The following is a 21,126-nucleotide window of genomic DNA, read 5'->3' as shown; positions in this document are numbered from 1 at the left end:
AGCCCTCAGCCACAGGTGACATTCCATGAAGATCAACGAAGCGACCCGCTGCGCCCTGATCGCGCTGACAAGTTTGGCGCTGGCGACGACGTCGGCGGACGAAGCCTTCTCGCAGTCCCGCCAGTCGAACAACCGAACAGGTGACTTTTCCGGTGAGCGCGAAACTCCGCGGCTGATAAAGCTCAGCGACTACGCGACAAGCGGCATCGTCGCCGACATCCAGGCCGTAAAACTGGAATGCGAGCATTTCGAGCCGAAATATCGCGCCGACTGCCTGAAGCAGGGTTACGATCTGATCGCGGAACGTATTCCTCGCAACAGCGAATACGAGCCCATGCGCAGGATCATCACGCGTGCTGCCCGCGATCTCGGCAGGATCGTCGCAAGAAATGCGGACTACGACGCGGTTCAACGGCCCTCCAGCGGGAACCGGCGCTTCAAGTCCCGCCGCCGTTTTACCGCCGTCAGGACCGACAGATTGCAAACAGTTCTAAAACAGGCCGCTGCCGTGGTTCAGGAAGCGGAGACCCAGCTGCTGCGTTCGTCCGAAAATTCCGAGAAACGCGCTCTGCATTTCCAGCGGGTCGCCACGGCCATCGGATCGACGAAGGTTCTTTTGCGGAGTTGATCCGTCAAAGCGTGAATCTTTCCGGACTCTTGTCCCACTTCGCGAAGCTGTTTTCGAAGAACCGGGCAATCTGAATCAGAAAACGGCGGTAAACCGCCGTTTTCAAATAGTAACCGGAGCGAAATCCGTCTTCAGCCGATCTGGCTGCCGACGAAATCCTTGACGATGCGGACGATGCCGCGACCGAGCAGGTCATCCAGCGCATCGCAGAGCTGATCGACATGCTGGCGCTCGCAGATCAGCGGCGGCAGCAGGCGGATGACGTTGCGGTTATATTCGGTGAACGCCACCAGCGTATCGTAATCACGCAGCAAGAGCGCGCCGATGAAGCCCGAGAGCGAGCCCTTCAGCTTGTCGTCGAGGACGGAGATCACCGGACGCAGCACGAGCGGCAGCGTCTGGCTGAAATCCTGGAACTCGAGGCCGACCATCAGTCCCTGGCCGCGCACGTCCTTGATGATCTTCGGATACTTGTCTTTCAGCGCATTGAGGCGCTGCAGCAGGTATTCGCCCTGCACGGCCGCGTTCTCAATGAGGTCCTCGTCATAGAGCACGTTCAGCGTCTCGATTGCCGTGATGCAGGCTTCGCCGATGCCGCCGAAGGTGGCGTGGGCGTGGATCATCGCGGTCTTCGGCGTGCCATAGGCCTTCATGTAGATGTCGCGGCGGGCGATCATCGCGGCCATGGCCGTCTTGCCGCCGCCGAGCGACTTGGCGACTGCCGTGATATCCGGCACGACATTGGCGTATTCGAAAGCGAAGAAGCGGCCGGAGCGACCGACGCCGCACTGCACTTCATCAGCCACCCAGATGACGCCATGCTTGTTGCAGAGCGCACGAACGTCCTGCCAGAACTCCGGCGGAGCGATGTTGATGCCGCCACCGCCCTGGATCGTCTCCAGAACGAGAACGCCGATCGTCGGATCACTCTCGAAAGCGCGGCGGATCGCATCGATATCGCCAAACGGCACCTTGACGTTGTTGTCGAGCAGCTTGAATTCGCCGCGATAAAGCGGACCATCGGTGATCGACAGCACGCCGCGCGTCTTGCCGTGGAACGAATTCTCGGCGTAGACGATGCGCGGCCGCTTCGGGCCGGCAACGCGCTCGGCAAGCTTGATCGCCGCTTCCATGGCTTCCGAGCCGGAAGAGCCGAGGAACACCATATCGAGATCCCCCGGCGCGATTTCAGCCAGGTTCTTGGCCAACGCCGCCGCATATTGCGACATGAAGGCGATGGCGATCTCGTGGCGGTTCTCGTCTTGGAACTGCTTGCGGGCCGCGATCAGACGCTGATGGTTGTGGCCGAGCGCCAGCGAGCCGAAGCCGCCGAAGAAGTCGAGGATCTTTCGACCGTTCTGGTCGATGTAATACATGCCCTCGGCCGTCTCGACCTTGATCTTGTTGAAGCCGAGCAGCTTCATGAAGTGAAGCTGGCCCGGATTCAGGTGATCCTTGAACAGCGTCGTCATATCGGCGACGCTCATGTCCTTGGCCTGTTCGACCGTGAGCAGATTTGGCTTCTTGATGCCGCCGTCGAGGGCGGGAGCGTCGATCATGACGCGAGCTGGCTTATCGAGCATTGTCCTTGTCCCCTCGTTCATTCGGCCGGTACGACAGAAGGTGCCGCCACAACATGGCCGGCCTTCTTGGCGCGATATTCGTCATAGGCAGCGGCGAGCATGTCGCTGTCCCGGTATTCTGCCTTCCAGCCGAGATCGCGCTTCAGCTTGCCCGTCTCGCGGACGCACATCTCATCGGCGATGAGGTACTGTTCCGGGTCCATGATCGGCAGGTTGATCGCATCGAAGGCGGCAAGCGTCGCCTTGACGGCAAAACCCGGCGTCGGGATGAGGAAGGACTTCGAACCAGCGTGGGTGATGAGATCGCCCAGCAGCTTGCGCACGGACGGCGGATTGTCGGAGCCGAGATTGTAGGCCTCGTTCGGAACGCCGCCCTTCCAGGCAAGGCGCGCTGCTTCCGCGCAATCGAAGACCGAGATGAACTGGTACGGCGCCTTGCCCGAACCGATCATCGGCACCGGCAGGTTGGCGTCGATCAGCTTGAACAGCTTTTCCAGAATCCCGAGACGGCCGGGGCCGATGATCAGGCGCGGACGGAAGATGGTGATCTTCATGCCCTGCTTGCGCCATTCGGCGGCGAGCTGTTCGGTTGCCCATTTGGACTTGCCGTATTCACCGAGAGGCTTGGCCGGATGGTCTTCCGTCTGAGGCGACTGAACGGTGTGGCCGTAGATCATGTCGGTGGTGAACTGCACGAGGCGGTTTGCGCCCGAACGCGCTGTCGCCTTCATGATGTTCTCGGCACCGTAATAATTGACCGGCCAGAAGAACTCCCAGCGCTTGGAGCGGATCTGCAAGGGCGACAGCATCTTTGCCGCCATGTTGTAGACCATATCATCCGGGCCGATATCGACCGCAAAGACATCTTCTTCCTTCGTCACGTCGCAATGGACGAAACGGGTGCGGGCGTAGTGCGGAAGGTCGGACTTGGCGATGTCGGCGACAAGCACCTCCTGGCCTTCCTGCACGAGCTTGTGGGCGAGATGCCGGCCGACGAAACCGTCGCCGCCGAAAATGACATGCTTCATGATGCACTCCCGATTTTTGCTGTTGCGCCCTCGGCGACAGGACTTTCGTCATGGGACGACATGCCGGATTGGGCGATAAGAACGGTACCCACGCAGATGAAGGCGATGCCGGCGATGCGCCACGCATTCAGGTCTTCGCGGAAGATGAAATAGGCAAACAGAGCGACCGCCACGTAGGCAAGGCTCAGGAATGGATAGGCGAAGGAGAGTTCCACCTTCGACAGAACGTAGAGATGCGAGGCCATGGAGATGACGAAGGTCGCCAAACCCGCGAAGACCCATGGATTGAAGACGATCTGAAAAATGCGTGCGATCGCCGTGTCAGCGGTAAAGCTCAACGGGCCAAGCGACATCATGCCCTGCTTCAGCATAAGCTGTGCGGCAGCATTCGTCAGCACCGTGAATAGGATGAAAACAATATACTTCACGTTTTTACTCCCTGTTCCCGCAGATGGATCTACATCAAAGAGAAGTACATTCGGTTTAAGCCGGCGGTTTATTTGACTAAAGTTTTACGCATTCTCATTTTGGCAAAGCCAGAGCCGTTCGTTTCCAGAAATTGGAGACCATCGCCGGATCGCGCAGGGCTTCAAGCTTTTTCCACTCGGGGAACGAAGCAGCAAAGGTTTGAGGGCTCATGCGCGCATCCTTGTAGGGGTTGACGGCGCCGCCGGCCTTCAAGACGATCGCATCCAGCGCATCGAGAAGCTTAAGCGTTCGTTCACCCTGATTGGCGAAATCCAAAGTCAAAGTAAAACCGGGCCGTGCGAAGGACAGAACCCCTCGTTTCGGCCGGTCCCCGAACTTCTTGAGCACCGTCAGAAAGGAGGCATGGCCGGCCTTCCGCGCCGTCTCCATCAGCAAGGCTGTGACGGCTGGCGCATTTTCCGCGGGAAAGACGCTCTGGTGCTGGTAAAGCCCCTTCGGACCGTAAAGACGGTTCCAGTTGCCGATCGCATCCAGGGGGTAGAAATAGCCCGGCCACTTGACCGTCGAGACGACCTCACCCGGCTTTTCCTTGCGATAGTAAAGCTCGTTAAAGCCTTTCAACGTCAGGCGATTAAGCAGATTGAACGGCGGTGAAAACGGCACCCCGAGTTTCAGCCCGCGCGGCATGTCGGGAAATTCACACGATGCGTCCGCATGGTCGCCGGCGAGCAACACCCCTCGCCCCATTGATTTGCCGGTCGCCAGCTGGTCGATCCAGGCGACGGAATATTCGTGTTCGCCGTCGATGCGATCGACCATGGCGAAATAGTCGTCGAGACTATCGAAGCGGATCGCGTGCTGCTGGATATGGGCGGACGGAACCTTCATCATCTGCAGGTCGACGGAAAGGATAAGGCCTGTCAGGCCCATGCCGCCGATCGTCGTAAAGAACAGCTCGCTGTTTTCCTTCGGCGAACAGGCAAGCACATCTCCATTGGAGCGCAGCAGCGTCAGGCCAAGCACATGATGACCGAAGGTGCCACGCGCATGATGGTTCTTGCCGTGTACGTCGTTTGCCACGGCACCGCCGACTGTAACGAAGGCCGTGCCGGGGGTGACGGGCAGAAAGAACCGGTGTGGTATCGTCCGCTCCAGAATCTGCCGCAGCGTGACGCCCGGATCGCAGGAGAGGATACCCGTGCCGGGGTCGAAGGCGTTGATGCGGCTGCGCGTGCCGTTGTCGATCAGAGCGCCGGCGTCATTGTGGCAACTGTCGCCATAGGAACGGCCATTGCCGAACGGCAGGAAAGCACCGATCCCGGCGCCACGCCCCTCCTCCTCGAAGGCATGCACGCTGATCGCCCGGCGTGGGCGCGGGTCCAGCCTTCCCCAGCTCTGGTAGTCAGTACCGGTCATCACACGCCCAATGCACCGAAGACCACCAGGGTCGCGCCGATCGACATGGTCACGAGGCTGCGCCAGTCCCGCATGATGAACACGACGGGATCTTCATGCAGCATACCGCGACGGGCCAGCATCCATATTCTGAGCAGCATATAGAGAATGAGCGGGCATAGCGGCCACAGAGCCCACGGCTCCGTGTACATCTCCATCATTTCCTTGCTGTGAATGTAAAGTGCCAGAACAAGCGCTGCGGTGAAGGCCGAGGCGACGCCGGCCTGACCAACCATCTCGTAGTCATCGGCCATATAGCCGCGGCCGGGGACCTGCTGTCCATCGCCGCCTTCATAGTCATGCAGCTCGACATAGCGTTTCACCAGCGCAAGGCTCAGGAAGAAGAAGATCGAGAAGGAAAGCAGCCAGAAGGACAATTCCGTACCCGTCGCCGCCGACCCCGCCACGATGCGAACCGTATAAAGACCGGCGAGCGCGAAGACGTCTACGAGCAGCTTCCGCTTGAGGAAGAATGTATAGGCTGTCGTGGTGACGGCGTAGAAGGCGAGCACGAGCGCGAATTCAAGCGGCAACAGCAATGTGATCGAAAGCGATGCCAGAACGAGGCAAACGGCGATCGCCAGGCCCATCGGCACCGACATGGCGCCACTCGCCAGAGGACGGTTGCGCTTCTTCGGATGGCGGCGATCGTTCGTCAGGTCGGACAGGTCGTTGATGACGTAAACGGCCGAGGCAAGGAAGCTGAATGCGAAGAAAGCATAGACGGAGTTGAGGACCGCCGAAACATTGAGAATGTCGTGATTGAGAACGGCGGGAACGCCGATCAGCACGTTTTTTGCCCACTGATGAACCCGGATCGATTTGAGGGCCATGAAGGCACTCGTCCTGCCCGTATCCAGACGCTCCGCATCATGGCTGCGGCGCCACTTTTCGGCTGCGGCATCGGGCGCCACGACGATGGCCTTGCGTGCCGCATCGAAAACCGGCACGTCGTCGCGACTGTTGCCCATGTAGTCAAAGCCGCCTTCGCCGAAACGTTCGATCAGCGCCGCGCGCTTGCGGGTGCTTGTAAGGTTCAAGTCCGCGGAACTGTGCAGGACCGAAGAGAAGACGCCGACATGCTCGGCAATGGCGAGCGCGACACTTTCCGCAGCCCCGGTCACCAGCACGATCGGCCGCCCAAGCGCCTTTTCCCGTTCCAGCCGGGCAAGAACGGCTTCCCGGTAGGGCCAATCTGCCGCTGTGCGCCCGGAGCGCGTGGCGATCTCGTATTTCAATCTCGCCTTGCCCCGACAGAGCCAGTAAAGCATGGCGAAAATCATGAAGGGGTTGCGAAACAGAACAATCGCTACGCCTTCCCACAGCGTATCGGCGGCCAGCAAAGTGCCGTCGAGATCGACGCAAAGCGGAATATGCCGGATATCGGTGCGTGCATCCATGTGAGACCATCCCAATTAACGCTTGGGAAAATCCCACGAGCAACTTTCAGAAAAGAAAATATCCGCTCACGGATGTCTCGAATTTGTCGGATTGGTTAACGAGCCCGGTCGTTTATCGATAAAATTCAACGGACCCCGATCCAGTTCAGCACTTCGCGCCAGTCGGTCATCCGGATCGGGGTGCCATGGGAACCCGTGTTGAACAGCACGAAGCGCGCCGGATAGCCTTTTCCCTTGAGCGAACGGTAGAAATCGACCTGCACCTGATACGGATAAACCTCGTCGAGGCTGCCATGACTGAAATAGATCGGCAGCTTCGCCTTGTAGGCCACGCTCGACGTGTAGGAACCGTCGGTCGGGCCACCCATGATCACCATGCCTTGAAGCGCGGAAACAGCCTTCGGATCACGGGCGATGCCCCAGCAGATGAAGCTGCCCATCGATGCACAGGTCAGAACCACCGGCCTGCCGGGAGAACGCTGCTGGGCATAAGCGATCAGCCCCGCCACATCGGCAACACCGGCATCGTCGAAGGAACGGATCGTCGGCGCGTAATAGACGCCGCCGTTGGCCGCCACGAGGTTCTTGACGCGATTGAAATTGCCGCCGAAACGGTAATCGTGCATGCCAAGCCGCCTGTCGCCGCCGCGCCCGTGCACGAATATCACGGTGAACGCAGCGCCATCGGCCCTGCCGGCCCGCCCGACATCCAGCCTTCGGCCGCCGAGATCAAGGGTCTCGTTCGCCTGAACCCTCTTCACCCCCAGCGAAACATACTTGCCCCTGACACGCAGTTCCGGCTCCTGGTCGCGCTGGTGGATGTCGCGCATCTTGTCGTAGTCGATCACGCGATAATCGCCGTTGTCGCCGCTCTCGAGCACTTTCCCGTAGGAAAAGAGATCATCCTTGAAAGGACCGATACCCTGCGCATGCGTTGGCGAAACGGCGGCGAGAAGCGCCAGAAACGCGGCGAAAGCGAAATGAACTGTGGACAGGGGCATACGGAATGTTCCTCTTTTGATCCAAGCCTTGCCATTAGCGCTTTCGAAACGCAACACTTGGGGGTATTGAAGGCATGCTTCGAAACAAGGCCTGCGGAAGGTGCAAATCTTCCAGTATCGCTTACGGGCAGCAAGTTGGGATCGCGTCCACAGGGACTCAACCAACCTTAACAGCCAAAACCGAAGCCGCCAGAATGGAAAGATTTTCGAACGCTCCATGAACGACAGCAACGACCTTTTCTCCGCGATCCCGCAGACACCCGAAGCGGCGACCCCTGAACCTGTTTCCATACCGAAGCCGGCACAGCCCGCTGTGACGCCGGCTGGCGATGCGCAGGCAGCGACGCCTGCCGCAAGGCCCGCCCCCCTGAAGAACGACACCGGCGACTACAATGCGTCTGCGATCGAGGTTCTGGAAGGCCTTGAGCCGGTTCGGCGCCGCCCAGGTATGTATATCGGCGGCACGGACGAAAAGGCGCTGCATCACCTCTTTGCCGAAGTCATCGACAACTCGATGGACGAGGCCGTTGCGGGCCATGCGAACTTCATTGATGTGAACCTTGATGCCGAGGGCTGCCTGACGGTCACCGACAACGGTCGCGGTATCCCTGTCGAGAACCACCCGAAATTTCCCGGCAAGTCGACGCTCGAAGTCATCATGACGGTCCTCCATGCCGGCGGAAAATTCGACAGCAAGGTCTATGAGACGTCCGGCGGTCTGCACGGTGTTGGCGTTTCCGTCGTCAATGCGCTCTCCGACATTCTCGAAGTCGAAGTCGCCCGCAATCGCAAGCTCTATCGCCAGCGCTTTTCACGCGGCGTCCCCCAGGGCGGCCTTGAGGAACTGGGCGATGTTCAGAACCGGCGTGGCACCAAGGTCCGTTTTCACCCCGATCCGGACATCTTCGGCCCTCATGCGAAATTCGACCCGGCCCGCCTTTTCCGGATGGCCCGCTCCAAGGCCTACCTCTTCGGCGGCGTCGAAATTCGCTGGTCCTGCGATCCCGCGCTCGTCGAAGGGACCGAAACGCCCGAAAAAGCCGTCTTTCATTTCCCGGGTGGCCTGAAGGATTATCTTCAGGCGACCATGGGCAAGGAATTCACCGTTACCCGCGAAATCTTCGCCGGCAAAAGCGAAAAATCCGGCGGCCACGGTTCGCTAGAATGGGCCGTCACCTGGTACGGCGGCGATTCGATCGTGCATTCCTACTGCAACACGATCCCCACTCCCGAAGGCGGCACCCACGAGGCCGGCTTGCGCATTGCCTTGACCAAGGGGCTGAAAGCCTATGCGGAGCTGACGCAGAACAAGCGCGCGGCCATCATCACCACCGACGACGTGATGATCTCAGCTGCGGGCATGCTCTCCGTCTTCATCCGCGAGCCGGAATTCGTCGGCCAGACGAAGGATAAGCTGGCGACCGTGGAAGCCCAGCGCATCGTTGAAAACGCGCTGCGCGATCCCTTCGACCACTTCCTTGCCGACAATCCGCAGGAAGCCGCCAAGCTTCTGGAATGGGTGATCGAGCGCGCCGACGAGCGCGTGCGCCGCCGCAAGGAAAAGGAAGTCAGCCGCAAGACCGCCGTGCGCAAACTGCGCCTCCCCGGCAAGCTTGCCGATTGCTCGCAGAACTCCGCCGCCGGTGCCGAGCTTTTCATCGTCGAAGGCGATTCGGCCGGCGGATCCGCCAAGCAGGCGCGCAATCGCTCCAATCAGGCGATCCTGCCGCTGCGCGGCAAGATCCTCAACGTCGCCAGCGCCGGTCGTGAAAAGCTCGGGGCCAACCAGCAGATATCCGATCTCGTGCAGGCGCTTGGGTGCGGCACCCGCAGCAAATACCGGGACGAAGACCTGCGTTACGAGCGCGTCATCGTCATGACCGATGCCGACGTCGATGGCGCCCATATCGCCTCGCTTTTGATCACTTTTTTCTATCAGGAAATGCCGGACCTGATCCGCGGCGGCCATCTCTATCTCGCGGTTCCACCGCTCTACCGCATCTCGCAAGGTGCAAAGACGCTGTATGCACGCGATGATGCGCACCGCGTCGAGCTGATGGAGACGGAATTTACCGGCCGCGGCAAGGTCGAGATCGGCCGCTTCAAGGGGCTGGGTGAAATGATGCCGGCCCAGCTCAAGGAAACCACGATGGACCCGTCCAAGCGCACACTGCTCAAGGTGGCGATCGACGAGGTGGATTTCGAAGGCACACGCGACGCGGTCGACAGCCTGATGGGCACGAAGGCCGACGCCCGCTTCCGCTTTATCCAGGAGCGTGCCGCCTTCGCGGAAAATCTCGATATCTGAATCTTTTCGAGTCCCTGGAAAGAAGCGCTCAACAGAAATGACAAGACGAAAAGCCGCCCGGTTCAGCCGAGCGGCTTTTCCATGAAGAGGCTCAAGGGATCGGGCTGATAGCTGCCGAACGGGCCGATGTCGCGGTACCCGGCGGAACGATAAAGGCCGATCGCTTCCGGCTGACGGATACCGGTCTCAAGCCGGATTGCCTTCATCCCCAGGTCTCGACCGTGCGCTTCAATGTGCTCCAGCAACCGGCGCCCGATCTTCAAGCCACGCGCCCGGGGATCGACGAACATGCGTTTGATCTCGCCTGTCCTATCCTTTGCATCGACGAGCGCACAGCAGCCGACAATCGCGCCATTGTGGCGCGCGACGAAAAAGCTGACGTCCGGTTTCTCCAACGTCTCGATGTCCACCAGATGATTGCTTTCCGCAGGATAGAGCGACTGAGCGTACAGGTCGGACTGGTGCAGCAGGTCAATGATCTCCGGCTGCCTCGGGCGTTCTTTTTCAATGGTGACAGTCACTTGGCTCCATCCCCTTAAATTTTGATTCATGCACTTCAGAAAACGATTCACGCTTCTTCGTGCCCAATAGACGCTCAGCGGCGTGGCAGCCATACGGCGGAATACGTAGACCAAGCCACCTCTCATAAGGAAACAAGCCGAAACAAATTTCCTGACGCCTGTGGCAACCCCGCCTTACTTTCGTGGAAAGCGCTTCCTAAAAACACTCTTAACGCAACGAGCCCCGGCAGGAAGACGCGCCATGAAGACCGCCCTGATCGTTATGACAATTCTTGGCTGCGACGACAGCGTCAGCCAGTGCCATTATATCTCGACCGTTCCGGGAACCTGGGAAACGGTCGCCGTTTGCGACGCGGAATCACAAAAGCAACTGCCCAAGTTTGCCAACAGCAACTATCCGGTTGTGGTCGCCATGTGCGAGAACTCGGATCAAAAGCTTGCCGATACGCCCAAGGCTCTTGAACAGGCTGCGCCGGCAGATGCTGTGACCGCTCTTCCCGCCGCCCCGACAGAAGCTTTACCCATGGCTGGCCGGCAAGCGGAACCTGTGCCGACGCCGCCGATCGAGCAGGCTGAACAAAAAGCCGCCCTTCCCAAAAGAGCCCTCGCCTTCCTGTCCGGCGCTTTGCCTGACACCGAAAAGCTTCGAGACGTTGTAGCCGCGCCCGTGCATTCCATCCAGAACGGCTATTCCTGGGTCGCGCGCCGTTTCGACTGAGATGAGCGCGGTACGCCGGCAGCACCTGTCCCCGCCTCACAGACCCGATTTAGACCAAGCGGGCGGCCAGCAGACTTTGAGCCGTCGCCCGCACCGCCTCCTGCGACGGGCGTGGCGTCCATCCGAGAACACGCCGCGCCTTCTCGTGCGACACCCGCTGGTCTCGACCGAGTTCCTTTACGATCAGCTTGAGACCCGGATCGAACGGCGCGAAGAGACGCACGAGCCAGGTCCGCAGAACGAGACGCGGCACTTTTCGAGCCTGCTCCGGAAATGACTGCCGCAGCGTTGCGGCGATTTCCGCCATCGTCATCATATCGGCAGCAGCAATAAAGCGCTCGCCGGCGGCTTCCGGCACCGTCATTGCCATCACATGGGCATCCGCGGCATCCCGCACATCGACGATCGATACTCGAAAATCCGGTATCGCCGGGTACTTGCCCTTCAACAGGCTTCTGATCATCCCCGTCGATGTGCCGGTCTGCCGTCCGAGAACGGGACCGAGAATCATTCCGGGATTGATGACCGCAAGCTCCAGCCCTTCGCGTCGGGCAAAATCCCAGGCCGCCTTCTCGGCGAGGGTCTTTGATCTGTAGTAGGGCACCGTCAGCGGCCCGTCGATCTCGGTCCAATCCTCTTCGGTGAATGGCGGCTTGCCATTCCCGTAGTTGATCGCGGCAATGGAGGACGTGACGACGACACGCTGCACACCGGCTTGCCTCGCCGCGTTGAGCACGCGGAGCGTGCCTTCGCGTGCGGGCCGGATCAAATCATTCTCATCCTTCGGCAGCGCGGAGGGAAATGGCGAGGCGGCGTGGATCACATATCTCGCGCCCTCCATGACGTCGGGCCATCCGTCGTCAGAGAGAAGATCTGCCTCGACGAAGGAAAGCGTGCCGGTTTCGCTCGCAGAGGCGCGGATATCGGCTTCGACAGTTTTCGCACGCTTCAGGGACCGGAGCGTACCGCGAACATCATAACCCGCCAGAAGCAGGCGCGCGGCGATATGACCGCCGAGAAAGCCTCCAATCCCGGTTACCACAACGAGGTCGCGATGTTGGTCCTGCATATCTCACTCCGTGCTACAGAGCCGGCGTGGAACCGGTCGGCGTCTGGAGTTCAGTCCTATCAGGCGGCTTCGCGCGCGGCTAGAAGCGCGTATTCGCGAGCCGACTGCCGCTGCTCGGCGATAGACAGCTTTTCGACCATCTCCGCCAAACCGCTTGCAGCGCCTTCCGGAAGCGTTAGCCTGCGCAGACGCGGCAGCAATGTCGCGGACATGGATGTCGCTGCCGGCCCGCCCTGATGATTGTCCTTGCGCCAAAGGAACAGCGCATCGGCGAATTGCTCGCTGATGTCGCGAGCAAGCCCCGCCTGTTCGAACAGGGCGCGGACTGCATGGATACGCCCATTGGAAAGCACCGAGCGAACGCGCTTTTCCGCTAGTCCCGAAAGATCGCAGATCGCCGCCGCAAAGAAATCGATCCGGCCAGAACACAGGGCGCGCATCAGGAATGCAGGCGTCAGCCTGCCCGAGACGCGCAGATGTTCGACAAGGGCGGAGACCTCCGCCGCATCCGCACTTCCCGCCATACCGACCGCAACGCTGTCGCAGGCCTCGCGGGTTATACGTTCGACCCGGCGCTCGCCAATGGCTGCCTGAACCAGCGAGAAGCCGGAAAGCGCCGCACCGACTTTCTCCACCAGCATATGGCGCACATCAACGGGCAGATCGCTCCGGTCAAGAAGATAGTTGCGCACCGCGGCGACGTGGCCGAGCCGCTCACTGAGGCGCTTCAAGGCCCGCTGCGAAAACTCGGCGGCCGGATTTTCGAGAAGGATCAGCACCTCGTCCTCACCGCCGATCTCGGCGATGGCGGCGACGACGGGCCGCGAAATCGCATGACGGGCCGCGATGACGGCCCTTGTCTCCGGCGTACCGCTTGCGGCAAGATCGACGAGATCCATATCCGTCAGGACAGGCGAACGTGCGATGACGGCAAACGCCGCCTCCGGCTGATCTTCGGCAAGTGAAATCACGATCGCTCGAGGAATGAGCGGACAATCGGCAATGGCTTCAGCCAGAGCGATGCGAACCTTTGGCGAAGGATCATCAAGCAGAAATGTCATCGCCATTTCTGCTGCGTGGCGGTCCAGCGTGTTCATCTCCGAGGAAGCATAGGCACGCCCCAGCGCGCTTGCCGCTCGCGCCCGGTCGCCAGCCTTGGCTGTTTCGACCCAGCGAAGAAATGCTTGAATGATCACGGACGCCCCACTACACCGACTGTCACTTCATGGATCGAAGAGTAGCGGGCAAAAGTTTAAGATTGGTTCACCATGTCCGTTAACCTGCGGAACATTTCTGGCGATATGTATCTGGTTTCGCCGGGAGCGTCGGTCATTGACCTTCCGGCCGATCGACGCTTTTCCCTGATTGTCGATCTGGGGGTGCACTGGAAAACTGATGCTGCAGTCTCCAACCTTTCGCTTCTACGCCAATCCTGCCCGCAACAAGCCGTTATCTTCCTCCGCATCGAGGGTATTCCAGAAGACGTTGCGACGTTGCTGACGGAGTATCTGGCAGCCGGGGTCGGTGGCATCATGCTCTCCGGATGCACCGGACCTGCGCATCTGCAGCATCTCGAAACGATGCTGCGTGTTGCAGAGGCTCAGGCGGGCAAGCCTGACGGATCGACGAACATCGTTGCGGAATTGGGGGGCTCGGAGGACGCATTTCTGCCTCCCCGCCCCCTCACCTCCGATCGACTTTCGGCCATTGTCTTCAATGAAGCAGCAGCATGCGCAGGGATCGGAACAGCCAGTTCGGCCATCGGCTCAATGCGCGCATCGACGCAGTTGATCGCTGCGCAAGCTGGTGTCCCCTGTTATCTGCTCGGGGACGGGGCGCTGGATGGATTCGACGGCCGCATCCTTCGAAACGGCCTTGACGGCAACGGCGTCTAGCGCCTCGGCCGGAACATCTCGAAAACATCGCCGGCATCGCAATAATCCATGTAGCCCATGCGGCCGATCGGTCGGACCCTGGCCATGTCAAAACGCCCCTCGCGGATCGCTTCCTCTCGGATATGGATGCCGACAACCTGGCCGATGACCATGTAGTTATCGGACACATCACCCGACAGCGTCTTCGGCTGGAACATTTCGGTGACTTTGCATTCCAGCGCGGCATAGGCCTCCGCGACAAACGGAGCGGATACGAGCTTGCCGATCTCCGGCGTCAGGCCGGCAATATCGAATTCGCTTTCGCCGCGCGGCGCGGCGATGGAACTCATGTTCATTTTATCGGCGAGATCGCGACTTGCGAAACTTGCGGTGAATTCACCGGTCTGCTCGATGTTGGTGACCGAATCCTTGCGGCCGGAGGAGGAAAACATCACCAGTTTCGGCGTATCGCTGATCGCATTGAAAAACGAATACGGCGCCAGATTGTAGCTGCCGTCGTTTGCCCGAGAGCCAATCCAGCCGATGGGCCGGGGCGATACGATCGCCTTGAACGGATCGTGGGCGAGGCCATGGATGTTCGTCGACGTCTCGTAAAACATCAGGCGCTCTCACCGGCCCAGGTCACGATATCGGCGAGTTCGGGACGTGGACGCTCGGTCGGCGGCACCTGCGGCGAGCCGATGTGGATGAAACCGGCGATCCTTTCGCCCGGCTTCACGCCCAGCAGCGGATAGGCCTTCTCGTCGAAAGCAAACCATTCCGTCAGCCAGTTGGAGCAGTAGCCGTGGGCATTGGCGGCCATCAGCAGGTTGAGACAAACAGCACCTGCCGACATCACCTGTTCCCATTCCGGGATTTTGAAATGCGGGGCAGCCGTGCTGACGACCGCGACAACGACAGGCGCGCGGGTCAGTCGCGTGTTTTCGACCGCGATCATTTCCTGCGAAAGATCAGGTTTCGCCGCAATCGCCATCTTCGCAAGTTCTGCGCTGATGCGGGCACGCTCTTCGCCGCGATAGACGATGAAACGCCAGGGAGCGAGCTTGCCATGATCCGGAACACGCGAGGCAAGCTTCAGCATTTGCTCGATTTCCGGCTTTTCCGGTCCCGGCTCGCACATCTGAAAGGCGGGGATCGAGCGGCGGGTGGACAGATAATCAAGCAGGCCGATTTCAGTTTTCATCGCGGTCTATTTCCACTACTTTGCTAGGGGCTTGTCGCGGCCGCAGCCACGAAAATGCCATACCGGCGTCTCAAGTGGAGCCACCCAGTCAGGAAGTCAACTACCGTCATGCGCATCTCCGCAGGTCTGCTTCACACGTTTGCGTCGGCACTCGCCATGATCGCTCTTCTCACCCCGCCTGCGATGGCGCAGGATGCGGCAAATCCATTCCAGAGCTTCCCCTCGATCTCAACCCCGCAGAAGATGCCGAAGCTCAACAGCTTCAATCCGGTTCTTCCCGGCGAAGCGACGGAAGGGGCAACGCTGAAGGACGTGAAGCTGGAAGCGCTCTTGAAGGAAAAGGGCGACCCCGTCGAACAGGGACTGACCTGGCGCGTCTTCAGCCCCATTCCCGGCTCCGATGGCAAGCTCCCGCTTGTGGCCACCTCGGAGGGAGGTACCGCTGCTTTCCAGCTCGTGCCCGGCGAATATTTCGTCAACGTTGCCTTCGGTCGCGCCGGCGCGACCCGCAAGATACGGGTACCTGAAACCGGCAATGCCGACATGCAGGTACTGGTTCTGGATGCCGGCGGCGTGATGCTGAATGCCGTCTCCGGCAGCGATGTCCGCATTCCGCCAAACGAACTCAGCTTCTCGGTCTTTTCTTCCGATGTGAAGGAAGACGGCGAGCGGGCGCTGGTCGTAGCCGATGTGAAGCCTGATACGGTCGTGCGGCTCAACAGCGGCACCTACCACGTCGTGTCCAACTACGGCTCGGTCAATGCCGTGATCAGGGCCGATATCCAGGTGGAAGCCGGCAAACTGACGGAAGCGACAATCCAGCACCGGGCAGCGAAACTCACGTTGAAGCTCGTCTCCGAGCCCGGCGGCGAAGCGATCGCCGATACGGCCTGGTCGATCCTGACGTCCTCGGGCGACGTTGTCAGCGAAAGCGTCGGCGCATTCCCGACGCTTGTCCTGGCGGAAGGCGACTATACTGCTATTGCCCGCAACGACGAGAAAATCTACCAGCGCGACTTTACCGTGAAGGCCGGCGTCAACACGGATGTCGAAGTGCTTCTGGAGGAAAAAGGCGCGCAGGCCGCCTCGGCAAATATCGACGCCCAGGACTGATCGCCTTTCTGGGCGGGTGTGATCAGCTTGCCTTGCGCAGCATGCCGATGCGTCGCGGCGCCATCGAGAAAACCGCATCGTATATGCGCGTCAGCAAGTCCTTTCGATCTCCATACGCGCTCAACTCTTCCCACGAGATCATCGGGCCAATACGCGAGGAGATCGTGGTGCCGGACAGGCGGCGGAACTCGCGGATCAAAAGCGAGATTCGCAGCGTCATCGAGAGCTTGCTGGCAAGATGGAAAAGCCGACCGTTCTGGCCTTCGAAGTAGATCGGGATAACGCTCGCCTTGGCGGCCTGGATGAGCTTTGCCGGAAAAATCTTCCACGGCAGGTCTTCGGCATTGCCGAACCCTTTCTTCGCCGTTGCGACGCCGCCGGCGGGGAAGACGACGATTGTCACGCCTTGCTTCAGAAGCCTGACGGCCTCGTGGCGGGTCTGCATGTTAAGGGCCAGCGCTTCCTTGGTCTCCTCGAAAGACACCGGCAGCGAATAGGGCGCCATTTCCGGCACCTTCAGCAGTTCGTTGTTGATCAGAACGCGGAACGGGCGGTTGAGCTGCTCGGCAAGCGAGAGAATGGCAATACCGTCACCGATGCCGAACGGATGGTTGGCGACGATGACGAGCGGCGTGTCCGGCAGGTTACGCGGAGGCCATTCGCCCTGAACCTGCATTCTGAGGTCGATCAGATCCAGCATGGGTCCGAAGATGCGCTCGTTCTTGCCCACGACCTCATGACGCCAGTGGTTATAAAGACGGGCGTAGCGATTGCGACCGCTCAAGCCTTCCATAGCGCGGATGAACCAGCGTTTCAGGCGGCGGTCGTTTTCATTCGCATAAGACAGCTCTTTGAACTGCACGTTCTTCCCCGTTTCAGACATCTCGGCGAGCGCTTCGATAAAGCGCGTCGTCGAGGGATAGACTGCTAATGTAACGCTTTTCTGACAGGGGCTTTGCCCGGAGGGATTACCCCCGGGCTTTTCTGGCTTCCGCCTTGCGCTTCAGGTCCGGCGGCGTTGCCTCGTCGACGAGCGCAGCAATCGCATCGGTGAGCGACATCGGCGTCTGAGCCTGGGAGCCGAGACGGCGGATGTTGACCGAACGCTCTTCGGCCTCGCGCATGCCGCAGACGATGATCACCGGGACCTTGGTCACCGAATGCTCACGGACCTTGTAGTTGATCTTCTCGTTGCGGAAGTCGGTCTCCACTGTGAGACCCGCATCACGCAGAAGTTCGGCAACCTCGCGGCCGTAATCGTCCGCTTCCGAGGTGATGGTGGCGACCACGACCTGCAGCGGCGAAATCCACAACGGCATATGGCCGGCGAAGTTCTCGATGAGGATGCCAAGGAAGCGTTCCATCGAGCCACAGATGGCGCGGTGGATCATCACCGGCTGGGTCTTTTCCGAGTTGCTGTCGATGTAGAACGCGCCAAAACGCTCCGGCAGGTTGAAGTCCACCTGCGTCGTCCCGCACTGCCATTCGCGGCCGATGGCGTCCTTCAGCGTATATTCGAACTTCGGACCGTAGAAAGCGCCCTCGCCCGGCAGGATGCCGGTCTTGATCTTGCCTTCGGCTTGCGTCTCGATGGTCTTCAACACGTCCATCATCACGCTTTCGGCGCGATCCCAGAGGGCGTCGGAACCGACCCGCTTTTCCGGACGTGTCGAAAGCTTGACCACGACTTCCTTGAAGCCGAAATCTTCATAGACCGACAGGATGAGGTCGTTGATCCGCAAACATTCCGCCGCCATCTGCTCGTCGGTGCAGAAGACGTGAGCGTCATCCTGCGTGAAGCCGCGCACGCGCATCAGGCCATGCAGCGCGCCCGAAGGCTCGTAGCGGTGGACATTGCCGAATTCCGCCAGACGGATCGGCAGTTCGCGATAGGACTTCAGCCCATGCTTGAAGATCTGGATGTGCCCGGGGCAATTCATCGGCTTCAGCGCGAAGACGCGATTGTCCGCTTCTTTGTCATCGGGATGGGTAAAGGCATGGGCGGATTTCACCGCAAACATGTTTTCCTGATACCAGCCCCAGTGACCGGAGGTTTCCCACAGAGCCGTATCGAGCACCTGCGGCGCGTTCACTTCCTGATAGACGCCGGAAAGACGGCGACGCATGTAGGACACCAGCGTCTGGAAGATGCGCCAGCCCTTGCCGTGCCAGAACACCACGCCTGGACCTTCTTCCTGGAAATGGAACAGGTCCATCTCGCGGCCAAGGCGGCGATGGTCGCGCTTTTCGGCTTCGGCGAGGATGTTCAGGTAGGTGTCCAGCTCTTCCTGGGTATGCCAGGCCGTGCCGTAGATGCGGGTCAGCATCGGGTTGTTGCTGTCGCCACGCCAGTAAGCGCCGGCCACCTTCATCAGCTTGAAGGCAGTGCCGATCTGGCCGGTGGAAGCCATATGCGGGCCGCGGCAGAGATCGAACCAGTCGCCCTGATAGTAGATCTTCAGGTCCTGACCTTCGGGGATCGCATCGACCAGCTCGACCTTGTACTTCTCGCCCTTGGCGGCAAAGACTTCCTTCGCCTTCTCGCGGCTCCAGATTTCCTTGGTGAACGGCTTGTTGCGCTGGATGATCTCCTTCATGCGCTTTTCGATCTTCGGCAGATCGTCGGGCGTGAAGGGCTCATCCTTGGCGAAATCGTAATAGAAACCGTTCTCGATGACTGGGCCGATGGTGACCTGCGTCCCGGGCCACAGTTCCTGCACGGCTTCGGCCATGACGTGGGCGGCATCGTGACGGATGAGTTCCAACGAACGGGCATCCTCGCGGGTGACGATTTCGAGGCGGCCGGTTTCGACCGGATCGGACAGGTCGCGCACGACGCCGTCAAGCGCGATGGCGACGGCCTTCTTGGCGAGCGACTTGGAGATCGATTCGGCAACCTCGCGACCGGTTACGCCTGGGGCGTATTCGCGAACGGAGCCATCGGGAAATGTAAGGGAAACGGCGTCAGACATATGTTTTTCCTTGTCCAGTCCCGCCAACGAATGCGGGTGGTTTTTGCGGCCGGAAGGCTTGGAAGTCCGGCAATTTGACGCGCGGGTGATAGATCGTTTTTGTGTCGGAGTAAAGGACAGCCTCAGCCTGCTGCGAGCATGGCAGCAACGTTGCGCACGGTATTCCAATTGCGCGTCGTCCCGATGCCGAGCCGTTTCGTGGTCAGCGCCGGCAGCAGTTTCGACGTGCTGGGCTTTGCTGCGAAATCCATCCAGAGGTCGCCGTTGACGAGCGCGATCTTTTTGCCGGCCGTACAATAACGCCCAAGACTATCGATTACGCTCTTATCGAGCGGTTGGCGCATGACGCGGATGCCGACGTTCTGGCCGTTGAGTTCGCTTGCTTCGGGAAACGGGTTCGCCGCTGCAAGAACCCGCCATTGGTCCGCCGTTCGCGCAATGATATCGACCGCCTTGCCGAAATCACGCTGAAAGCCTGTTTCGAGCCGTTTTTCGATATCCGCCAACTCAGCGTCATCAGCCTCGAAAACCAGGTTGCCCGTTGCAGCCAGGGTACGAACCGAACGGTATCCGACGCTCTCCGCCGTGGTACGCAGCCTGTCCATGACGACGCGCTGCCCCGGCGAAAGCACGAAGCTATAAAGCAGCGCCACGTATTGCATCACGGATGCGGGCCAAGGCGCCAGAGCCGCCACGGCGCCCACCAGCGTTTTTCTCCATCCAGCTTCTCCGGCACGGGATCGAACCCGCTGGTGCCGCCGGGACCGCATCGCATCACCCGGAACAACGCCATCCAGCCGCCCCGCCAGAAACCGTGTCGGGCAATCGCCTCATAGCCATATTCCGAACAGGTCGGCAGATGGCGGCAGGAATTGCCGATAAAGCCGGAAAGGGTAAGTTGATAAAGACGGATCAAGGCCATCCCGAACAGGCGGCCGGGGGTCTTGCGGAACGGGCCGGCGTAGTTGCGGGTTTTTCCGCCTGTCGCAGGGTACCCCACTCTGTCACGTCGTGACATCTCCCCCTCAGGAGGGGAGATCAGTTGGAGCCGCTTCTCGCTTTCTTTCGCAGGCCTCTCGTAGCAATACATGCACATGCTCAAGCCACCGCGAATGAGGAAAGCTTGAAAGCCGCAGAGTCAGCCGCTTTTGATCTTCCCCCTTGAGGGGGAGATGTCACGACGTGACAGAGGGGGGTAAGGTGCCGCAAACTCATCAGAAAGCCGTCACTCCGCCGCCACCCGCTTAGCCTCGATCTGCCCGATCGCATCGACAACGGCATCGAAGGTTAGCATCGTCGAAGCATGTCTTGCCTTATAATCCTTCACCGGCCGCAGGAACCGCATCTCCTCGAAACGCCCCGAAGGCCCCTCGCCGTCCGCCTTCAGCATGGCCAGCATATCCTGCCGCGCCTGACGGATTTCGGTCGCCGTCGCGCCCACGACATGGCGCGCCATGACGGACGACGATGCCTGTCCCAGGGCGCATGCCTTGAGCTCATGGGAGAAGTCGCTCACCGTGTCCCCATCCATCTTCAGGTACACGCGGACCTTCGAGCCGCAGAGCTTGGAATGGGCCTGCGCATCCGCGTCAGCATCCGCAAGAACCCCGATCCGCGGGATATTTCCGGCAAATTCGAGAATTCGGCTGTTGTAGATGTCATCCATCATTCGGCGCTATCCGGTTCATTTTGCGCGTTTTCAGGCAATCTTCGCATGATTTTCCATGGTATACCGGAAAAAAACACAGCGTCTCCCAATCCGCCTCTTTCACACCATTGAAGGCGTACTATATGCTATGTCGTGTGGGGGCGACAGTTTGGCA

The 21,126-nt window shown here is 60.0% G+C and carries 21 protein-coding genes; 5 read left to right on the top strand and 16 right to left on the bottom strand.

What is annotated here, in order from left to right:
* Window positions 1–25: 25 nt before the first annotated feature.
* The gene (locus BLX89_RS01050; protein WP_075288796.1) at window positions 26–628 is read left to right on the top strand and encodes a hypothetical protein; all 603 of its coding nucleotides are present in this window, start codon (window positions 26–28) and stop codon (window positions 626–628) included.
* 131 nt (window positions 629–759) lie between these two features.
* Here BLX89_RS01050 and BLX89_RS01045 read toward each other — a convergent pair whose 3' ends face one another.
* From BLX89_RS01045 to BLX89_RS01020, 6 genes are all read right to left on the bottom strand, one after another.
* Window positions 760–2,211 carry an aspartate aminotransferase family protein gene (locus BLX89_RS01045; RefSeq protein ID WP_425348588.1) on the bottom strand — a complete coding sequence of 484 codons (1,452 nt, stop codon included), beginning with the start codon at window positions 2,209–2,211 and terminating at the stop codon, window positions 760–762.
* Between the two features lie 17 nt (window positions 2,212–2,228).
* Window positions 2,229–3,239 (bottom strand): NAD-dependent epimerase/dehydratase family protein, encoded by a 1,011-nt coding sequence (locus tag BLX89_RS01040; protein ID WP_075288794.1) that lies wholly within the window; start codon window positions 3,237–3,239, stop codon window positions 2,229–2,231.
* Window positions 3,236–3,667: an EamA family transporter gene (locus BLX89_RS01035; RefSeq protein ID WP_075288793.1), complete on the bottom strand. Its 432-nt coding sequence runs from the start codon at window positions 3,665–3,667 to the stop codon at window positions 3,236–3,238. Before BLX89_RS01035 ends, BLX89_RS01040 begins: the two co-directional genes overlap by 4 nt.
* A gap of 94 nt (window positions 3,668–3,761) precedes the next feature.
* Entirely contained in the window at window positions 3,762–5,084 is a 1,323-nt protein-coding gene (locus BLX89_RS01030; protein ID WP_075288792.1) for an FAD-binding oxidoreductase, read from the bottom strand.
* A complete protein-coding gene (locus BLX89_RS01025; RefSeq protein ID WP_075288791.1) occupies window positions 5,084–6,523 on the bottom strand; it encodes a UbiA family prenyltransferase in 1,440 nt (479 codons plus the stop codon). Before BLX89_RS01025 ends, BLX89_RS01030 begins: the two co-directional genes overlap by 1 nt.
* 125 nt (window positions 6,524–6,648) lie before the next feature.
* The gene (locus BLX89_RS01020) at window positions 6,649–7,524 is read right to left on the bottom strand and encodes an alpha/beta fold hydrolase domain-containing protein (RefSeq protein ID WP_075288790.1); all 876 of its coding nucleotides are present in this window, start codon (window positions 7,522–7,524) and stop codon (window positions 6,649–6,651) included.
* 217 nt (window positions 7,525–7,741) lie between these two features.
* On the opposite strand from BLX89_RS01020, the gene parE reads away from it, so the two are divergent.
* Window positions 7,742–9,832, top strand: coding sequence for a DNA topoisomerase IV subunit B (parE, locus tag BLX89_RS01015; protein WP_075288789.1), 2,091 nt, complete (start codon window positions 7,742–7,744; stop codon window positions 9,830–9,832).
* Window positions 9,833–9,894: 62 nt separating this feature from the next.
* On the opposite strand, the gene BLX89_RS01010 is transcribed toward parE, so the two are convergent.
* Entirely contained in the window at window positions 9,895–10,383 is a 489-nt protein-coding gene (locus BLX89_RS01010; protein WP_075289213.1) for a GNAT family N-acetyltransferase, read from the bottom strand.
* A gap of 211 nt (window positions 10,384–10,594) precedes the next feature.
* Between BLX89_RS01010 and BLX89_RS01005 the strand changes: the two genes are divergently transcribed.
* Window positions 10,595–11,071 (top strand): hypothetical protein, encoded by a 477-nt coding sequence (locus BLX89_RS01005; protein ID WP_075288788.1) that lies wholly within the window; start codon window positions 10,595–10,597, stop codon window positions 11,069–11,071.
* Window positions 11,072–11,120: 49 nt separating this feature from the next.
* Here BLX89_RS01005 and BLX89_RS01000 read toward each other — a convergent pair whose 3' ends face one another.
* Together BLX89_RS01000 and BLX89_RS00995 are read right to left on the bottom strand one after the other, a co-directional pair.
* The gene (locus tag BLX89_RS01000) at window positions 11,121–12,140 is read right to left on the bottom strand and encodes an SDR family oxidoreductase (RefSeq protein WP_075288787.1); all 1,020 of its coding nucleotides are present in this window, start codon (window positions 12,138–12,140) and stop codon (window positions 11,121–11,123) included.
* Window positions 12,141–12,199: 59 nt separating this feature from the next.
* A complete protein-coding gene (locus tag BLX89_RS00995) occupies window positions 12,200–13,336 on the bottom strand; it encodes a DUF2336 domain-containing protein (protein WP_075288786.1) in 1,137 nt (378 codons plus the stop codon).
* Window positions 13,337–13,408: 72 nt separating this feature from the next.
* Between BLX89_RS00995 and BLX89_RS00990 the strand changes: the two genes are divergently transcribed.
* The gene (locus BLX89_RS00990; protein ID WP_143523403.1) at window positions 13,409–14,035 is read left to right on the top strand and encodes a hypothetical protein; all 627 of its coding nucleotides are present in this window, start codon (window positions 13,409–13,411) and stop codon (window positions 14,033–14,035) included.
* Here BLX89_RS00990 and BLX89_RS00985 read toward each other — a convergent pair.
* Window positions 14,032–14,634, bottom strand: a complete 603-nt coding sequence (locus BLX89_RS00985) for a flavin reductase family protein (protein WP_075288784.1) — start codon at window positions 14,632–14,634, stop codon at window positions 14,032–14,034. The genes BLX89_RS00990 and BLX89_RS00985 overlap by 4 nt on opposite strands.
* On the bottom strand, window positions 14,634–15,218 hold the full coding sequence (locus tag BLX89_RS00980) for a nitroreductase family protein (protein ID WP_075288783.1): 585 nt from the start codon (window positions 15,216–15,218) through the stop codon (window positions 14,634–14,636). Before BLX89_RS00980 ends, BLX89_RS00985 begins: the two co-directional genes overlap by 1 nt.
* A gap of 156 nt (window positions 15,219–15,374) precedes the next feature.
* On the opposite strand from BLX89_RS00980, the gene BLX89_RS00975 reads away from it, so the two are divergent.
* Complete coding sequence (locus BLX89_RS00975) at window positions 15,375–16,331, top strand: hypothetical protein (RefSeq protein ID WP_075289212.1); 957 nt, start codon at window positions 15,375–15,377, stop codon at window positions 16,329–16,331.
* Between the two features lie 22 nt (window positions 16,332–16,353).
* On the opposite strand, the gene BLX89_RS00970 is transcribed toward BLX89_RS00975, so the two are convergent.
* From BLX89_RS00970 to BLX89_RS00950, 5 genes are all read right to left on the bottom strand, one after another.
* Window positions 16,354–17,193: a lysophospholipid acyltransferase family protein gene (locus tag BLX89_RS00970; protein WP_075289211.1), complete on the bottom strand. Its 840-nt coding sequence runs from the start codon at window positions 17,191–17,193 to the stop codon at window positions 16,354–16,356.
* Window positions 17,194–17,299: 106 nt separating this feature from the next.
* Window positions 17,300–19,303: a threonine--tRNA ligase gene (thrS, locus tag BLX89_RS00965; protein ID WP_075288782.1), complete on the bottom strand. Its 2,004-nt coding sequence runs from the start codon at window positions 19,301–19,303 to the stop codon at window positions 17,300–17,302.
* Window positions 19,304–19,425: 122 nt separating this feature from the next.
* A complete protein-coding gene (locus BLX89_RS00960) occupies window positions 19,426–19,968 on the bottom strand; it encodes a DUF1697 domain-containing protein (protein WP_143523463.1) in 543 nt (180 codons plus the stop codon).
* Window positions 19,965–20,321 carry a membrane protein insertion efficiency factor YidD gene (gene yidD, locus BLX89_RS00955; protein WP_075288781.1) on the bottom strand — a complete coding sequence of 119 codons (357 nt, stop codon included), beginning with the start codon at window positions 20,319–20,321 and terminating at the stop codon, window positions 19,965–19,967. Before yidD ends, BLX89_RS00960 begins: the two co-directional genes overlap by 4 nt.
* 207 nt (window positions 20,322–20,528) lie before the next feature.
* Window positions 20,529–20,972: an iron-sulfur cluster assembly scaffold protein gene (locus BLX89_RS00950; RefSeq protein WP_143523399.1), complete on the bottom strand. Its 444-nt coding sequence runs from the start codon at window positions 20,970–20,972 to the stop codon at window positions 20,529–20,531.
* Window positions 20,973–21,126: the final 154 nt, after the last annotated feature.

The sequence above is a fragment of the Pararhizobium arenae genome (genome assembly GCF_001931685.1).
GTDB classification, from domain to species: domain Bacteria; phylum Pseudomonadota; class Alphaproteobacteria; order Rhizobiales; family Rhizobiaceae; genus Pararhizobium; species Pararhizobium arenae.
This window is presented reverse-complemented; position numbering and strand designations above follow the sequence as displayed.

What these genes read in the sequence shown, in the direction of transcription:
- BLX89_RS00985 (WP_075288784.1), bottom strand. Translation starts at nt 14,634, where the DNA reads ATGTTTTACGAGACGTCGACGAACATCCATGGCCTCGCCCACGATCCG.
- BLX89_RS01000 (WP_075288787.1), bottom strand. Translation starts at nt 12,140, where the DNA reads ATGCAGGACCAACATCGCGACCTCGTTGTGGTAACCGGGATTGGAGGC.
- BLX89_RS00950 (WP_143523399.1), bottom strand. Translation starts at nt 20,972, where the DNA reads ATGATGGATGACATCTACAACAGCCGAATTCTCGAATTTGCCGGAAAT.
- BLX89_RS01025 (WP_075288791.1), bottom strand. Translation starts at nt 6,523, where the DNA reads ATGGATGCACGCACCGATATCCGGCATATTCCGCTTTGCGTCGATCTC.
- BLX89_RS01040 (WP_075288794.1), bottom strand. Translation starts at nt 3,239, where the DNA reads ATGAAGCATGTCATTTTCGGCGGCGACGGTTTCGTCGGCCGGCATCTC.
- thrS (WP_075288782.1), bottom strand. Translation starts at nt 19,303, where the DNA reads ATGTCTGACGCCGTTTCCCTTACATTTCCCGATGGCTCCGTTCGCGAA.
- BLX89_RS00990 (WP_143523403.1), top strand. Translation starts at nt 13,409, where the DNA reads ATGTCCGTTAACCTGCGGAACATTTCTGGCGATATGTATCTGGTTTCG.
- yidD (WP_075288781.1), bottom strand. Translation starts at nt 20,321, where the DNA reads ATGTCACGACGTGACAGAGTGGGGTACCCTGCGACAGGCGGAAAAACC.
- BLX89_RS01045 (WP_425348588.1), bottom strand. Translation starts at nt 2,211, where the DNA reads ATGCTCGATAAGCCAGCTCGCGTCATGATCGACGCTCCCGCCCTCGAC.
- BLX89_RS01030 (WP_075288792.1), bottom strand. Translation starts at nt 5,084, where the DNA reads ATGACCGGTACTGACTACCAGAGCTGGGGAAGGCTGGACCCGCGCCCA.
- BLX89_RS01050 (WP_075288796.1), top strand. Translation starts at nt 26, where the DNA reads ATGAAGATCAACGAAGCGACCCGCTGCGCCCTGATCGCGCTGACAAGT.
- BLX89_RS01005 (WP_075288788.1), top strand. Translation starts at nt 10,595, where the DNA reads ATGAAGACCGCCCTGATCGTTATGACAATTCTTGGCTGCGACGACAGC.
- BLX89_RS00975 (WP_075289212.1), top strand. Translation starts at nt 15,375, where the DNA reads ATGATCGCTCTTCTCACCCCGCCTGCGATGGCGCAGGATGCGGCAAAT.
- BLX89_RS01020 (WP_075288790.1), bottom strand. Translation starts at nt 7,524, where the DNA reads ATGCCCCTGTCCACAGTTCATTTCGCTTTCGCCGCGTTTCTGGCGCTT.
- parE (WP_075288789.1), top strand. Translation starts at nt 7,742, where the DNA reads ATGAACGACAGCAACGACCTTTTCTCCGCGATCCCGCAGACACCCGAA.
- BLX89_RS01010 (WP_075289213.1), bottom strand. Translation starts at nt 10,383, where the DNA reads ATGAATCAAAATTTAAGGGGATGGAGCCAAGTGACTGTCACCATTGAA.
- BLX89_RS00980 (WP_075288783.1), bottom strand. Translation starts at nt 15,218, where the DNA reads ATGAAAACTGAAATCGGCCTGCTTGATTATCTGTCCACCCGCCGCTCG.